The sequence below is a fragment of the Xanthomonas sp. NCPPB 1132 genome, from assembly GCF_056629235.1.
Genome location: NZ_CM152819.1, coordinates 3,156,231 through 3,170,655, shown reverse-complemented (window position 1 = coordinate 3,170,655; position 14,425 = coordinate 3,156,231). Strand labels below are relative to the sequence as shown.

General features: G+C 69.4%; 14 protein-coding genes. 11 read left to right on the top strand and 3 right to left on the bottom strand.

Translation table 11 applies throughout. The annotated features are described in order from the left end of the window. Positions 1-5 precede the first annotated feature (5 nt). From AC1G9L_RS13540 to cysS, 3 genes are all read right to left on the bottom strand, one after another. Positions 6-1,256 carry an MFS transporter gene (locus AC1G9L_RS13540; protein ID WP_481069300.1) on the bottom strand — a complete coding sequence of 417 codons (1,251 nt, stop codon included), beginning with the start codon at positions 1,254-1,256 and terminating at the stop codon, positions 6-8. Beyond that, complete coding sequence (locus tag AC1G9L_RS13535; RefSeq protein ID WP_017912501.1) at positions 1,253-1,693, bottom strand: SufE family protein; 441 nt, start codon at positions 1,691-1,693, stop codon at positions 1,253-1,255. Before AC1G9L_RS13535 ends, AC1G9L_RS13540 begins: the two co-directional genes overlap by 4 nt. Before the next feature lie 212 nt (positions 1,694-1,905). Then, on the bottom strand, positions 1,906-3,321 hold the full coding sequence (gene cysS / locus AC1G9L_RS13530; RefSeq protein ID WP_019799887.1) for a cysteine--tRNA ligase: 1,416 nt from the start codon (positions 3,319-3,321) through the stop codon (positions 1,906-1,908). Positions 3,322-3,463: 142 nt separating this feature from the next. On the opposite strand from cysS, the gene AC1G9L_RS13525 reads away from it, so the two are divergent. The 11 genes from AC1G9L_RS13525 (at position 3,464) to proB (ending at position 14,344) form a co-directional block, all read left to right on the top strand. Next, the gene (locus AC1G9L_RS13525) at positions 3,464-3,994 is read left to right on the top strand and encodes a hypothetical protein (protein ID WP_019799888.1); all 531 of its coding nucleotides are present in this window, start codon (positions 3,464-3,466) and stop codon (positions 3,992-3,994) included. Between the two features lie 298 nt (positions 3,995-4,292). Next, the gene (locus tag AC1G9L_RS13520) at positions 4,293-5,324 is read left to right on the top strand and encodes an N-acetylornithine carbamoyltransferase (protein ID WP_481069299.1); all 1,032 of its coding nucleotides are present in this window, start codon (positions 4,293-4,295) and stop codon (positions 5,322-5,324) included. A gap of 57 nt (positions 5,325-5,381) precedes the next feature. Then, a complete protein-coding gene (locus tag AC1G9L_RS13515) occupies positions 5,382-6,617 on the top strand; it encodes an argininosuccinate synthase (protein WP_019799890.1) in 1,236 nt (411 codons plus the stop codon). A gap of 191 nt (positions 6,618-6,808) precedes the next feature. Next, a complete protein-coding gene (locus tag AC1G9L_RS13510; RefSeq protein WP_019799891.1) occupies positions 6,809-7,261 on the top strand; it encodes a GNAT family N-acetyltransferase in 453 nt (150 codons plus the stop codon). A gap of 11 nt (positions 7,262-7,272) precedes the next feature. Beyond that, positions 7,273-8,370: an acetylornithine deacetylase gene (locus AC1G9L_RS13505; protein ID WP_019799892.1), complete on the top strand. Its 1,098-nt coding sequence runs from the start codon at positions 7,273-7,275 to the stop codon at positions 8,368-8,370. Positions 8,371-8,449: 79 nt separating this feature from the next. After that, positions 8,450-9,766 (top strand): acetylglutamate kinase, encoded by a 1,317-nt coding sequence (locus tag AC1G9L_RS13500; RefSeq protein WP_019799893.1) that lies wholly within the window; start codon positions 8,450-8,452, stop codon positions 9,764-9,766. Between the two features lie 26 nt (positions 9,767-9,792). Continuing rightward, positions 9,793-10,410 (top strand): GNAT family N-acetyltransferase, encoded by a 618-nt coding sequence (locus tag AC1G9L_RS13495; protein ID WP_019799894.1) that lies wholly within the window; start codon positions 9,793-9,795, stop codon positions 10,408-10,410. Further along, positions 10,407-11,387 carry an N-acetyl-gamma-glutamyl-phosphate reductase gene (argC, locus tag AC1G9L_RS13490; RefSeq protein ID WP_019799895.1) on the top strand — a complete coding sequence of 327 codons (981 nt, stop codon included), beginning with the start codon at positions 10,407-10,409 and terminating at the stop codon, positions 11,385-11,387. The genes AC1G9L_RS13495 and argC overlap by 4 nt, the downstream gene beginning before the upstream one ends. Before the next feature lie 89 nt (positions 11,388-11,476). Beyond that, the gene (argH, locus tag AC1G9L_RS13485) at positions 11,477-12,775 is read left to right on the top strand and encodes an argininosuccinate lyase (protein ID WP_019799896.1); all 1,299 of its coding nucleotides are present in this window, start codon (positions 11,477-11,479) and stop codon (positions 12,773-12,775) included. A 125-nt stretch (positions 12,776-12,900) separates the two neighbouring features. Then, a complete protein-coding gene (locus AC1G9L_RS13480; protein ID WP_019799897.1) occupies positions 12,901-13,158 on the top strand; it encodes a YciI family protein in 258 nt (85 codons plus the stop codon). A 4-nt stretch (positions 13,159-13,162) separates the two neighbouring features. Further along, positions 13,163-14,344 (top strand): glutamate 5-kinase, encoded by a 1,182-nt coding sequence (gene proB, locus AC1G9L_RS13475; RefSeq protein WP_481069298.1) that lies wholly within the window; start codon positions 13,163-13,165, stop codon positions 14,342-14,344. The last annotated feature ends 81 nt before the right edge of the window (positions 14,345-14,425 follow it).

The window sequence follows — 14,425 nt, the reverse complement described above, 5'->3', positions numbered from 1 at the left end:
CGGGCCTACTGCAGGTCGCGCAGATCCAGATTGCGCAGCTTGGGCGCCTTCCACGCGGTGATGCCGACCACGCCCAGGGTCACGCAACCGCCCAGCACCACCGCCGGCACCAGGTGGATCAATCGCGCCATCACGCCGTCGTAGAACGCGCCAAGTTCGTTCGACGAGCCGATGAAGATGCCGTTGATCGAGGACACGCGGCCGCGCATCGCGTCCGGCGTGGCCAACTGCAGGATGGTCTGGCGCACGATCACCGAGACGCCGTCGCACATGCCGTAGACCAGCAGGATCGCCGCCGACAGCCAGAAGTGCCGCGACAGGCCGAAGGCGATGGTGCACAGGCCGAAACCGGCCACTGCCAGCAGCAGCACGCGTCCGGCATTGCGCTGCAGCGGGTGCCGCGCCAGCCACACGCCGACCAGGATCGAACCCAGTGCCGGCGCGCCGCGCAGGATGCCCAGGCCCTCGGGGCCGTAGTGCAGGATGTCGTGGATGAAGGCCGGCAGCATCGACACTGCGCCGCCCAGCAGTACCGAGAACATGTCCAGGGCCATCGCCCCGAGCATGATCTGGTTGGAGAACACGAACTGCGCACCTTCGGCGATGCTGCGGAAGATGGGTGCGCGCGGGCCTTCGTGCACCGGCTCGGACACGCGCAGCAGCCACAGCGCCAGCAGCGCCGCGCTCGAGGCGCCGATGGCGGTGCCGTAGGCCAGGCTCTTGCCGCCCCAGCCGACCAGCAGGCCGCCCAGCGCCGGGCCGATCACCATGCCGGCCTGGAATGCGACGCTGCCGACGCTGGCGCCGCGCGCATAGGCCTCGCGGGGCAGGACGCGGGCGAACAGCGCGTTGTACACCGGCGACAGGAACGCACGCGCCGCGCCGGTCAGGGCGATCGCCGCATAGATCGGCCACACGCCCTGCGCCGCCAGCCAGCCGCGGCTCACCGCCAGCAGCACCGCGGCGGTGGCGACCAGGCCGACGCTGGCGAGCATGCCGAGGTAGCGCCGTGGCAGGTGGTCGACCAGGTAGCCGGCGAACGGGGCGATGCAGAAGAACGGCAGGATCTCGGCCAGCCCGATAAGGCCCAGCGAGAACGGATCGCGGGTGATCTCGTAGATGTGCCAGCCCACCGTGACCGCGACGACCTGGTAGGACAGCATCGCCAGGATGCGGTAGGCCAGCACCAGGGCGAAGCCGGGGTGCGCCAGCAGCGTGCGCAAGGTCTGCGGCGGGGTGGGCAGCGGCGCGCTCATGCCTGCTGGGCGCGTGCGGTGTCCTGGATGAAGGCCAGCAGCGCGGCTAGGCCGTTGCTGCGGGTCGGCGACAGATGCTTGCCCAGGCCGATGGCGGCGACGAAGTCCGGCGCGGTGGCGAGGATGTCCGCGGCGCTGCGCCCGGAATAGACCCGCAGCGCCAGATAGATCAGCCCGGAGACGATCGCCGAATCGCTGATCGCATGGAACACCAGTCGCTCGGCATTGCCCTCGGGCACGATCCACACCATCGACTGGCAGCCGTGCAGGCGATGCTCCTCGGTCTTCCAGTGCTCGGGAAAGGCGGGCAGCTTGCGGCCGAGGTCGATCAGGTACTGGTAGCGCTCGGACCAGTCGCCGAAGAAGCCGAATTCCTCGGCGATGGCGGCCTGGGCGTCGGCGGGCGTGGGTTCGAGCGGAAAGTCGGTATCAGTCATCAGCAATCCAGAATCAAGCGATGGAAAGCCCCTCTCCCTCCGGGAGAGGGGTTGGGGTGAGGGTCCGGGCGCAGCCTCGTGAACTTGTCCATGCGAGTCGCTTCGCGTCGTGCCCTCATCCGGCGCCCGTACCCTCCATCCGCCCCTTCGGGGCACCTTCTCCCGAGGGGAGAAGGGAACAGCCGCGCTTCTTCTGACTTCGCGTGTGGTGTTCACCCACGCTTCCAACGTACACCCTGCGGCGTGTCCTCCAGGACAATGCCGGCGTCGGCCAGTTCCTGGCGGATGGCGTCGGCGCGGGCGAAGTCGCGGGCGTGCTTGGCGGCACTGCGGGCGTCAATCAGCGCCTGGATGCGGGCGTCGTCGTCGCTGCCGGCGCCCTGGAACCAGACCTGCGGATCCTGCTGCAGCAGGCCCAGGGCGAGGCCGGCGCCGAGCAGGCGGGCCTTGGCCTGGCGCAATGCGTCGGCACGTTGCGCCGCATCGGCAGGATCGGGACCGCCGGCCGGCGCCGCCTCGCGCAACGCCTGCCGCGCCTGGGTGGCCAGGCTCGACAGCACCGACAGCGCCAGCGGTGTGTTGAGGTCGTCGTCCAGTGCGTCTTCGATCTCGGCCGGAATGACCGCCTCGGCGTCGATGGCGTGCAGGTCGCGCAGCGTGCCATAGAGGCCGTCGAGCCGGGCGACCTGGGCCTGGATCAGGGCGTCGGACCAGTCCAGCGGCTGCCGGTAGTGCGCGCTCAGCAGCGCGCAGCGCAGGGCCTCCGGCCGATGCCGCTCGATCAGGTCGTGCACGGTCTCGATGTTGCCCAGCGACTTGCTCATCTTGGCGCCGCTGAAGGTCAGCATGCCGTTGTGCAGCCAGACGCGGGCGAAGGTCGCGCCGCCGTGGGCGCATTCGCTCTGTGCGATCTCGTTCTCGTGGTGCGGGAACTGCAGGTCGACGCCGCCGGCGTGGATGTCGATGGTCTCGCCCAGATGCGCGGCGGCCATCGCCGAGCACTCGATGTGCCAACCGGGGCGGCCGCGGCCCCACGGCGAGTCCCAGCCGGGCAGGTCGTCGCTGGAGGGCTTCCACAGCACGAAGTCGCCCGGGTCGCGCTTGTACGGGGCCACCTCGACGCGGGCGCCGGCCAGCATTTCCTCCGGGTCGCGCCGCGACAGCTTGCCGTAATCGGCGAAGCTGGCCACCGCGAACAGTACGTGGCCTTCGGCCGCGTAGGCGTGGCCGCTGGCGATCAGCCGCTCGATCATCGCCACGATGTGCGGGATGTGTGCGGTGGCCGCCGGCTCGATGTCCGGCGGAGTCACGCCCAGCGCGGCCATGTCCTGGCGGTAGATGGCGGCGAAGCGATCGGTGATGGCCGAGATCGGCACGCCCTGCGCCTGCGCGGCGGCGTTGATCTTGTCGTCCACGTCGGTGATGTTGCGGGCGTAGCGCAGCTTGCCGTAGCGGCGCCGCAGCAACGCCGCCAGCACGTCGAACACCACCGGGCCGCGGGCGTTGCCGATGTGCGCGTAGTTGTAGACGGTGGGGCCGCAGACGTAGAGCGTCGGGCCGGCCGCCGGATCGAGCGGTTCGAAGGCGTCGACCCGGCGGGTCAGGTTGTTGTGCAGGCGCAGGCTCATCGGCATCGGCGGTGGGGAAACCGCCCGATTCTACCGGCAGCCGTCCCGGGGCGGGCGCGGGGAGCGCCTTTCGGCTCGCGTTCAGCCCGACGCAAGCCGCCATGCCTACACTCGTGGGTCTGCCCTTGCGAAGCTGCTGCCGATGCGCCTGAACCCGTTGTTGCCGCTGGTCGGCCTCCTTGCCTGCGCCGCGGCGCCGGCCTGGGCGCAGGACTCCGAGGCGCGCAACCGGGTGGTGGTGATCGAGAACGTCAAGCTGGACTACGCCCAGGTCCTGAATGTGGAGCCGGTGTACCAGACCCTGCGCGCCACCCGCACCGAGCAGCAATGCGACCCGGCCCCCGCGCCTGCCCCGGCGGCGCCGGCGCCCAAGCCGGCCGAGGACGACAGCCGCTTGAACCGGTTGATGGATTCGGTGAAGGACATCTTCAGCCGCCGCCACGAGGAACCGGTCCCGGCCGCTGCGCCGGCCACGGCGCCGAACGGCGGACGCAACTGCCGCATGGTCGAGGTCGGCCGCGAGTTCCGCCGGCCCATCGCCTACGACGTGGACTATGTCTACAAGGGCACCAAGTACCGCTCGCGGCTGCCGGAAGATCCGGGCAACCGGCTGCGCATCCGCGTCTCCGTGGCCCCGTACGTGCCCGACGCGGTGGTGGTGCCGCCGCGCTGAGCGCCGCGTGCGCTTGCGCCTGTGGCGTGCGCGTGCGAGGATGCGCGCCGATGAAAGCGAACCTGCCCCAGCACGATCTCAGCGCCGCACGCATGGCCTCGGGCATGACGTCGCGCGCGCGTCGACCGGAATCCCACATTCTCGCTGGGTAACCGGAGCGTCGTGCCGTTCGTTCTGAAAACCCAGCCCGAGGCTGGGTTTTTTCGTTTTCATCGGCCGGAAAAGTTTCACCCGTAAAGAAACAACCCACAGCACCTCCCGCGCGTCCCGCGTCCCCACCGCTGCAAAGGATCGATCGATGTCTCTGAAGCACTTCTTGAACACCCAGGACTGGAGCCGCGCCGAGCTCGACGCGCTGCTGACCCAGGCGGCGCTGTTCAAGCGCAACCGCCTCGGCAGCGAGCTGAAGGGCAAGTCGATCGCGCTGGTGTTCTTCAACCCGTCCATGCGCACCCGCACCAGCTTCGAGCTGGGCGCGTTCCAGTTGGGCGGCCACGCGGTGGTGCTGCAGCCGGGCAAGGACGCGTGGCCGATCGAGTTCGACCTGGGCACGGTGATGGACGGCGACACCGAGGAGCACATCGCCGAGGTGGCGCGGGTGCTGGGCCGCTACGTCGACCTGATCGGCGTGCGCGCGTTCCCGAAGTTCGTCGACTGGGCCAAGGACCGCGAGGACGTGGTGCTGAAGAGCTTCGCCAAGTATTCGCCGGTGCCGGTGATCAACATGGAGACCATCACCCACCCGTGCCAGGAACTGGCGCATGCGCTGGCCCTGCAGGAGCACTTCGGCACCCGCGACCTGCGCGGCAAGAAGTACGTGCTGACCTGGACCTACCATCCCAAGCCGCTGAACACCGCGGTGGCCAATTCCGCGCTGACCATCGCCACCCGCCTGGGCATGGACGTGACCCTGCTGTGCCCGACCCCGGACTACGTGCTCGACGAGCGCTACATGGGCTGGGCCGCGCAGAACGTGCAGGAGAGTGGCGGCGCGCTGACCGTCAGCCACGACATCGACAGCGCCTACGCCGGCGCCGACGTGGTCTACGCCAAGAGCTGGGGCGCGCTGCCGTTCTTCGGCAACTGGGGCCCGGAGAAGCCGATCCGCGACCAGTACCAGCACTTCATCGTCGACGAACGCAAGATGGCGCTGACCAACAACGGCGTGTTCTCGCACTGCCTGCCGCTGCGCCGCAACGTCAAGGCCACCGACGCGGTGATGGACTCGCCCAACTGCATCGCCATCGACGAGGCCGAGAACCGCCTGCATGTGCAGAAGGCGATCATGGCGGCGCTTGCGTCGCAGGCGGGAATCGGGAATCGGGAATAGAGAATCGGTACAGCAACAGCGTTAGCCCCCACTTTTACGCGTGATAAGGAAACAACCATGAGCACCGCTTCCACCAATCCCGACTCCCCAATCCCCAATCCCGGCACCAAGGACATCGTCCTCGCCTTTTCCGGTGGTCTGGACACCAGCTTCTGCATCCCCTACCTGCAGGCCAAGGGCTATGCGGTGCACACGGTGTTCGCCGACACCGGCGGCGTGGATGCCGAGGAGCGCGACTTCATCGAGAAGCGCGCGGCGGAACTGGGCGCGGCCAGCCACGTCACCGTCGATGGCGGCCCGGCGATCTGGTCCGGCTTCGTCAAGCCGTTCGTGTGGGCCGGCGAGGGCTACCAGGGCCAGTACCCGCTGCTGGTGTCCGACCGCTACCTGATCGTCGATGCCGCGCTCAAGCGCGCCGAGGAGCTGGGCACCAAGACCATCGCCCACGGCTGCACCGGCATGGGCAACGACCAGGTGCGCTTCGACCTGGCGGTCAAGGCGCTGGGCGACTACGAGATCGTCGCGCCGATCCGCGAGATCCAGAAGGAACACACCCAGACCCGCGCCTACGAGCAGAAGTACCTGGAGGAGCGCGGCTTCGGCGTGCGTGCCAAGCAGCAGGCCTACACGATCAACGAGAACCTGCTCGGCCTGACCATGTCCGGCGGCGAGATCGACCGCTGGGAAGCGCCGGGCGAGGGCGCCCGCGGCTGGTGCGCGCCGCGCAGTGCGTGGCCGACCGAGCCGCTGACGGTGAAGCTGAAGTTCGTGCAGGGCGAGGCGGTCGAGCTCGACGGCAAGGCGCTGCCGGGCGAGCAGATCCTGGCCAAGCTCAACAAACTGTTCGCGCCCTACGGCGTGGGCCGTGGCGTGTATACCGGCGACACCGTGATCGGCCTGAAGGGCCGCATCGTGTTCGAGGCGCCGGGCCTGGTGTCGCTGCTGGCCGCGCACCGCGCGCTGGAGGACGCGGTGCTGACCAAGCAGCAGAACCGTTTCAAGCCGGACGTGGCGCGCAAGTGGGTGGAGCTGGTGTACGAAGGCTTCTACCACGATCCGCTGAAGACCGACCTAGAGGCGTTCCTGAAGTCGTCGCAGGCGATGGTCAACGGCGAAGTGACGCTGGAGACCCGCGGCGGCCGCGTCGATGCGGTGGCGGTGAAGTCGCCGCACCTGCTCAACGCCAAGGGCGCGACCTATGCGCAGTCGGCGGACTGGGGCGTGGCCGAGGCCGAGGGCTTCATCAAGCTGTTCGGGATGAGCTCGACGCTGTACGCGCAGGTCAATCGCTGACGCTCCGAAAAGCCCCTCTCCCTCCGGGAGAGGGGTTGGGGTGAGGGTACGGGCGAAGCCTCGCAATAGTTGATTGCGCGAGCTTCGCTAGGATCTTCACCTGCTAGCGCGATTGGCTTCACCAGGCTTCGCTCGTACCCTCATCCGCCCCTTTGGGGCACCTTCTCCCGAAGGGAGAAGGAACTGTCGTGATGGACCCCATGCACGCACTGCGCATCAGCACCGACAAGCAGGAACTGGATCTGCCGTTGATCCATCGCTTCCTCAGCGAGCAGGCCTACTGGAGCCTGGGCATCCCGCTGGACACGGTGCAGCGGGCGATCGCCGGTTCGCTGTGCTTCGGCGGCCATCTCGACGACGTGGGGCAGGTGGCGTTCGCCCGGGTGATCACCGACGGCGCGACGTTCGCCTATCTCGCCGACGTGTTCGTGCTCGACGCCTACCGCGGCCGCGGCTACGGCAAGCAACTGGTGGCGGCGGTGATGGCCCACCCGCAGCTGCAAGGCCTGCGTCGCTTCATGCTCGCCACCTCCGATGCGCATGCGCTGTATGCGCAGTACGGCTTCGCCGCGCCGGCGCGGCCGCAGACGCTGATGGAAGTGCTGCGTCCCGACATCTACCAGGCCGCGGCGACGGCCGCCTGATCCGATCCGCCATGACCGACCTGCTCGAATCCACCCTGAGCCACCTGAAAGAACTGGTGTCCTTCGACACCCGCAATCCGCCGCGGGCGATCGGCACCGATGGCATCTTCGACTACATCCGCGCGCAGCTGCCCGGTTTCGCGGTGGAGGTGATCGACCACGGCGCCGGCGCGGTCAGCCTGTATGCGGTGCGCGGCGCGCCGAAGTATCTGTTCAACGTGCACCTGGACACGGTGCCGGATTCCCCGCACTGGAGCGCGGATCCGCACAGCATGCGGCGCCTGGACGATCGCGTGGTCGGCCTGGGCGTGTGCGACATCAAGGGCGCGGCGGCGGCGCTGCTGGCCGCGGCCAATGCCGGCGATGGCGATGCCGCGTTCCTGTTCTCCAGCGACGAGGAAGCCAACGACCCGCGCTGCATCGCCGCGTTCCTGGCCCGCGGTATCGCCTACGAGGCGGTGCTGGTGGCCGAGCCGACCATGAGCGAGGCGGTGCTGGCGCATCGCGGCATCAGTTCGGTGCTGATGCGTTTCGCCGGCCGCGCCGGGCATGCGTCCGGCAAGCAGGACGCCGCGGCCAGCGCGCTGCACCAGGCGATGCGCTGGGGCGGCCGTGCGCTGGACCACGTGGAGTCGCTGGCGCACGCGCGCTTCGGCGGGCTGACCGGGCTGCGCTTCAACATCGGCCGCGTCGAGGGCGGGATCAAGGCCAACATGATCGCGCCGGCGGCGGAGCTGCGCTTCGGTTTCCGGCCGCTGCCGTCGATGGACGTGGATGCCTTGCTGGCGACCTTTGCCGGCTTCGCCGCGCCGGCCGCGGCGCATTTCGAGGAGACCTTCCGCGGGCCGAGCCTGCCGTCCGGCGACATCGCCCGCGCCGAGGACAAGCGCCTGGCCGCGCGCGACGTCGCCGATGCGCTGGAACTGCCGATCGGCAACGCGGTGGACTTCTGGACCGAGGCCTCGCTGTTCTCTGCCGGCGGCTACACCGCGCTGGTCTACGGCCCGGGCGACATCGCCCAGGCGCACACCGCCGACGAGTTCGTGACGCTGGAGCAACTGCAGCGCTACGCCGACTCGGTGCACCGCATCATCAACGGCGCGCGCTGAGCCGCGCGCCCTCCCACGCCGCCCGGACCGATCCCGCGATCGCGTCCACCCTGGATTCCTTCGGACACCGCCCCACGCCATGCACGCCAACCGCCAAACCCGCCAGACTATCGTGCGCCTGCTCTCGAGCATGGCCAGCGCGAAGGAGATCAGCCAGTACCTCAAGCGCTTCTCGCAACTGGACGCCAAGCGCTTCGCCGTGGTCAAGGTCGGCGGCGCGGTGCTGCGCGACGACCTGGAGGCGCTGACCTCCTCGCTGTCGTTCCTGCAGGAAGTGGGCCTGACCCCGATCGTGCTGCACGGCGCCGGCCCGCAGCTGGACACGGAACTGTCCGCCGCCGGCATCGAGAAGCAGACCGTCAACGGTCTGCGGGTGACGTCGCCGGAAGCGCTGGCGATCGTGCGCCGGGTGTTCCAGGCCTCCAACCTCAAGCTGGTCGAGGCGCTGCAGCAGAACGGCGCGCGCGCCACCTCGATCACCGGCGGCGTGTTCGAGGCGCAGTATCTGGACCGCGACACCTACGGGCTGGTCGGCGAGGTCACCGCGGTGAACCTGGCGCCGATCGAGGCCAGTCTGCAGGCCGGCTCGATCCCGGTCATCACCAGCCTGGGCGAGACACCCAGCGGGCAGATCCTCAACATCAACGCCGACTTCGCCGCCAACGAACTGGTGCAGGAACTGCAGCCGTACAAGATCATCTTCCTCACCGGCACCGGCGGCCTGCTCGACGAACAGGGCCGGGTGATCGATTCGATCAACCTGTCCACCGAGTACGACCACCTGATCGCGCAGCCGTGGATCCATGGCGGCATGAAGGTGAAGATCGAGCAGATCAAGGACCTGCTGGACCGGCTGCCGCTGGAGTCGTCGGTGTCGATCACGCGCCCGGCCGACCTTGCCAAGGAGCTGTTCACCCACAAGGGCTCGGGCACCCTGGTGCGGCGCGGCGAGAAGGTGCTGCGCGCCACGGCGTGGAGCGAGCTGGACCTGCCGCGGCTGAAGACCCTGATCGAATCCAGTTTCGGCCGCACCCTGGTGCCGGACTATTTCGACACCACCAAGCTGCTGCGCGCCTACGTCAGCGAGAACTACCGCACCGCGGTGATCCTGACCGACGAGGGCGGCTATACGTATCTGGACAAGTTCGCCGTGCTCGACGACGCGCAGGGCGAGGGCCTGGGGCGCGCGGTGTGGAACGTGATGCGCGAGGAAACGCCGCAGCTGTTCTGGCGCTCGCGCCACAACAACCAGGTCAACATCTTCTACTACGCCGAGTCCGACGGCTGCTTCAAGCAGGAGAAGTGGAAGGTGTTCTGGTACGGCCTGGACACCTTCGAGCAGATCCAGCACTGCGTGGCGCATTGCGCCACGCGCACGCCGACCCTGCAGGGTTGAGCGGAATCGTCCAGAGGACCCAGGCCATGTCCAGCATCGATCCCGAGCTTCCCGAATCCTGGCGCCAGGTGCCGACGCTGCGCGGCCGCCACGTCAGCCTGGAGCCGCTGCAGGCGGCGCACGCCGAGGGTTTGCGCAACGCCGTGCGCGACAGCGGCCTGGAGGCGCTGTGGTACACCAACGTACCAGCGCCGGAGCGGGTGGACGCCTATGTCGCCGCCGCGCTGGAGGTGCAGGCGCTGGGCCGGGTGCTGCCGTTCGTGGTGCGCGATGCGCAGGGCGAGATCGTCGGCAGCACGCGCTTCTACGGCCTGGATCCGCAGGTGCCGACCCTGTCGATCGGCTACACCTGGTATGCGCCGCGGGTGCAGCGCAGCGGCCTGAACACCGAGGCCAAGCTGCTGCTGCTCGGGCATGCCTTCGATACGCTTGGCTGCCTCAGCGTGGTGTTCGAGACCAGTTGGTTCAACCACGCCTCGCGCACCGCGATCGCGCGGCTGGGGGCCAAGCAGGACGGCGTGCTGCGCAACCACAAGCGCCACGCCGACGGCACCCCGCGCGACACCGTCATCTTCTCCATCATCGACACGGAATGGGCCGGGGTGAAACGCCACCTGCAGTTCCGCCTGGATTCGCACGCATGAACACTCCCATTCATTCCATCGGCATCGTCGGCGCCCGCGGCCACACCGGCGCCGAACTGATCCGCCTGATCGCCGCGCATCCGCAGTTGCGGCTGGCCTTCCTGTCTTCGCGCGAGCTGGACGGGCAGCGCGTCGACGCCCACCACGACGCTTACCAGGGCGAACTGCGCTACGAGAATCTCGACCCGGAAGCAGTGGCGTCCAAGCGTGCCGACGTGGTGGTGCTGGCGCTGCCCAACGGCAAGGCCGCGCCCTACGTGGCGGCGCTGGATGCGGCGGTCGCCGCCGGTGCGCCCGACCCGATCGTGGTCGATCTGTCTGCCGACTACCGCTTCGACCCGGCCTGGTACTACGGCCTGCCGGAACTGACCCGCGCCGGCTATGCCGGGCAGCGCCGCATCAGCAACCCTGGCTGCTACGCCACCGCGATGCAGTTGGCGATCGCGCCGCTGCGCGAGCAACTCGCCGGGCCGCCGCAGTGCTTCGGCGTGTCCGGCTATTCCGGCGCCGGCACCACGCCGTCGGACAAGAACAACCCGGCGCTGTTGCACGACAACCTGATGCCGTACGCGCTGACCGACCACATGCACGAGCGCGAAGTGTCTGCGCAGCTCGGCGTGCCGGTGGAGTTCATGCCGCACGTGGCGCCGCATTTCCGCGGCATCACCATGACCGTGAACCTGTGGCTGCAGCAGCCGCTGAAGTTGGAGGCGGTGCAGCAGCTGTATCGCGCCCGCTATGCCGGTGAGCCGCTGATCGAGGTAGTCGACGAGGCGCCGTGGGTCAGCCGCATCGCCGGCCGCCACGGTGTGCAGCTCGGCGGCTTCACCCTGGCCCCGGGCAACAAGCGGCTGGTGCTGGTGGCGACCCTGGACAACCTGCTCAAGGGCGCGGCGACGCAGGCGATGCAGAACCTCAATCTGGCGCTGGGCGTGGACGAACTGACCTCGATCCCGCGGATGGACGCGCCGCAGTAGGGCGTCACCTCAGCGCGGCATCCATCACCGTTGCAGCGCGCCGCTTTCCGAATCCCCATTCCCCAATCCCCATTCCCGGCCTTCCCCCAATGACCAACCTCCTCTGGCAGAAACCCGGCGTCGCCGTCGACACGCAGATCCAGGCCTTCCTGGCCGGCGACGACGTGCTCCTGGACCGCGAGTTCTTCCTGCACGACATCGCCGCCAGCGGCGCGCACGCCGAGGGTCTGCAGCGCATCGGCATCCTGTCTGCCGACGAACTGGCCGGGCTGCAGCGCGAGCTGGCGGTGCTGGCCGAGGATTTCCGCAGCGGCGCGTTCGTGCTGGATGCGCGCTTCGAGGACGGGCACTCGGCGATCGAGGCGCGGCTGACCGAACGCCTGGGCGATGCCGGGCGCAAGATCCACACCGGACGCAGTCGCAACGACCAGATCCTGGTCGCCACCCGGCTGTGGCTGAAGGACAAGCTGGCGCGGCTGGCGCAGCTCAGCGCGGAGATCGCCAAGGTGGCGCTGGACCGCGCGCAGGCCGAGCGCGATCTGCCGGTGCCCGGCTACACCCACATCCAGCGTGCCGTCGTGTCCTCGGCCGGCATGTGGTGGGCCGGTTGGGCCGAGGCCTTCATCGACGATGCCGTGCGCGCCCGCGACACCCTGCGCCTGGTCGACTGCAATCCGCTGGGCACCGCCGCCGGCTACGGCGTCAACCTGCCGCTGGACCGCGCCCACACCACCGCCGCGCTGGGCTTCGCGCGGCTGCAGGTCAGCCCGATCTACGCGCAGCTCTCGCGCGGCAAGTTCGAGATGGCCGCGCTGGAAGCGCTGGGCAGCGCCACCCTGGACCTGCGCCGCCTGGCCTGGGATCTGTCGCTGTTCACCAGCGGCGAATTCGGCTTCGTCGCGTTGCCGGCGCAGTACACCACCGGCAGCTCGATCATGCCCAACAAGCGCAATCCCGACGTGATCGAGCTGATGCGCGCCACCCACGCCAGCGTGGCCGCGGCGCGCACCGAGATCGAGCAGTTGCTGTCGTTGCCGTCGGGCTATCACCGCGACCTGCAGAGCAGCAAGGGTGCGATCTTCCACGGCTTCGGCCGCGGCCTGGCCGCGCTGGAGCTGCTGCCGGCGCTGCTGGCCAACCTGGAGTGGCGCGAGGACAGGCTGCGCGCGGCGATCGATTCGGGCATGTACGCCACCGACGTGGCGGTGGAAGCCGCAGTGGCCGGCGTGCCGTTCCGCGAGGCCTACCAGGCCGCCGCCGCGTCCGCCGACAGCGCAGGGCAGGGGCGTACGCCGGAAGGCAGCCTGGCCGCACGGGTCTCGCCGGGCGCCGCCGCCGATCTGCGCCTGGACGAGTTGCAGGCGCGTTGGCAGGCGCTGGACGCTTGATTGCCTGTGGGAGGGCTTCAGCCGCGACGCCTTGGTGCTAACGCGTCGGGGCTGAAGCCCCTCCCACAAAAAGCATTCGCTGCGACGCCGAACATGCAAACCGATTGCAGAAGGAACACCGTACGATGAAGCACTACCTGGTCCTGGCGATGCGCAAACCGAACTTCGACGAGCGCGTGGTCGCGCCGCATCTGGCCTTCCTCGACGACCTGCGCGCGCGCGGCTTGCTGGCGCTGACCGGCGGCTTCAGCGACCGCAGCGGCGGCGCCTACCTGCTGCAGGGCGTGGACGACCTGGCGCAGGCGCAGGCGATCGTCGCCGCCGATCCGCTGACGATCCAAGGTTGCTCCGACCTCACCGTGTACGAATGGAACACGCGCTGATCCCATGACCTCGCAGACGCCATCGCCCTTCGTCGAACAACGCCTGCCGCCTTGGCGGCGCGCGGTGCTCAAGGTCGGCAGCAGCCTGCTGGCCGCCGACGGCGGCGGGCTGACGCCGCGGTTCGCGCTGGGCCTGGCGCAGTTCGTCTCGGCCAACCTGGCGGCCGGGCGCGAACTGGTGATCGTGTCCTCCGGTGCGGTCGCCGCCGGCCGTGCCATCGTGCCCAAGGCCGCCGAGGCCGGTGCGGCGCTGGCCGCGCGGCAGGCGCTGGCCGCGCTCGGCCAGGCGCAGCTGATCGCGCTGTGGCAGCGCTTCTTCGAGCGGCCGGTGGCGCAGGTGCTGCTGACCCACGACGACCTGCGCAACCGTCGCCGTTATCTCAACGCGCGCGCCACCCTGGGCGAACTGTTGCGGCTGGGTGCGCTGCCGGTGGTCAACGAGAACGACACCGTCTCGGTGGACGAACTCAAGCTCGGCGACAACGACAATCTCGCCGCGATCGTCGCCGCCCTGGTCGACGCCGATGCGCTGTTCATCGCCACCGACATCGACGGCCTGTACACCGCCGACCCGCGCCGCGACCCGCAGGCACAGCCGCTGCACGAGGTGCAGGAACTGAGCGCGGCGGTGCTGGCCATGGCCGGTGGCAGCGGCAGCGGCGTGGGCACAGGCGGCATGCGCACCAAGCTGGAGGCCGCGGCCAAGGCCGGCGCCGCCGGCATCGAGACCTATCTGTTCAACGGCCGCAGTGCCGAGGTGGTGCGCGGCCTGGCCCAGGACAGCCTGCGCGGCACCCGCATCCATGCCGCGCGCACCCGCATCGCCGCGCGCAAGTACTGGCTGCGCCACGTGCCGGTGGAACCGGGGGCGATCCTGATCGATGCTGGCGCTGCCGCCGCACTGCTCGACAAGGGTGCCTCGCTGCTGCCGGGCGGCGTCGCCGGCGCCGTGGGCGAGTTCCGCCGCGGCGACATGGTGGAGGTGCGTCTGCGCGACGCGGCCGGGGAACGCTGCCTGGCGCGCGGGGTCAGCCAGTACGCGGCGGTGGACATCCGCCGCATCGCCGGCCGCCACTCGCGCGACATCGAGGCGATCCTGGGCTACAACTACGGCGAGAACGTGATCCATCGCGACGATCTGGTGGTGGTGCGGGAATCGGGAGTCGGCAATGGGGAATCGGCGTAAGCGCGCCAGCCCCGCGCCGGCCACGAAGGCGGCGCAAGGCCGGCACCTGCATCGCGCCTCGCACTCGCCGCTTCTGATTTC

Excerpts from the sequence above, each read along its gene's own strand:
- AC1G9L_RS13540 (WP_481069300.1), bottom strand. The coding sequence starts at position 1,256 with ATGAGCGCGCCGCTGCCCACCCCGCCGCAGACCTTGCGCACGCTGCTG.
- AC1G9L_RS13535 (WP_017912501.1), bottom strand. The coding sequence starts at position 1,693 with ATGACTGATACCGACTTTCCGCTCGAACCCACGCCCGCCGACGCCCAG.
- cysS (WP_019799887.1), bottom strand. The coding sequence starts at position 3,321 with ATGAGCCTGCGCCTGCACAACAACCTGACCCGCCGGGTCGACGCCTTC.
- AC1G9L_RS13525 (WP_019799888.1), top strand. The coding sequence starts at position 3,464 with ATGCGCCTGAACCCGTTGTTGCCGCTGGTCGGCCTCCTTGCCTGCGCC.
- AC1G9L_RS13520 (WP_481069299.1), top strand. The coding sequence starts at position 4,293 with ATGTCTCTGAAGCACTTCTTGAACACCCAGGACTGGAGCCGCGCCGAG.
- AC1G9L_RS13515 (WP_019799890.1), top strand. The coding sequence starts at position 5,382 with ATGAGCACCGCTTCCACCAATCCCGACTCCCCAATCCCCAATCCCGGC.
- AC1G9L_RS13510 (WP_019799891.1), top strand. The coding sequence starts at position 6,809 with ATGGACCCCATGCACGCACTGCGCATCAGCACCGACAAGCAGGAACTG.
- AC1G9L_RS13505 (WP_019799892.1), top strand. The coding sequence starts at position 7,273 with ATGACCGACCTGCTCGAATCCACCCTGAGCCACCTGAAAGAACTGGTG.
- AC1G9L_RS13500 (WP_019799893.1), top strand. The coding sequence starts at position 8,450 with ATGCACGCCAACCGCCAAACCCGCCAGACTATCGTGCGCCTGCTCTCG.
- AC1G9L_RS13495 (WP_019799894.1), top strand. The coding sequence starts at position 9,793 with ATGTCCAGCATCGATCCCGAGCTTCCCGAATCCTGGCGCCAGGTGCCG.
- argC (WP_019799895.1), top strand. The coding sequence starts at position 10,407 with ATGAACACTCCCATTCATTCCATCGGCATCGTCGGCGCCCGCGGCCAC.
- argH (WP_019799896.1), top strand. The coding sequence starts at position 11,477 with ATGACCAACCTCCTCTGGCAGAAACCCGGCGTCGCCGTCGACACGCAG.
- AC1G9L_RS13480 (WP_019799897.1), top strand. The coding sequence starts at position 12,901 with ATGAAGCACTACCTGGTCCTGGCGATGCGCAAACCGAACTTCGACGAG.
- proB (WP_481069298.1), top strand. The coding sequence starts at position 13,163 with ATGACCTCGCAGACGCCATCGCCCTTCGTCGAACAACGCCTGCCGCCT.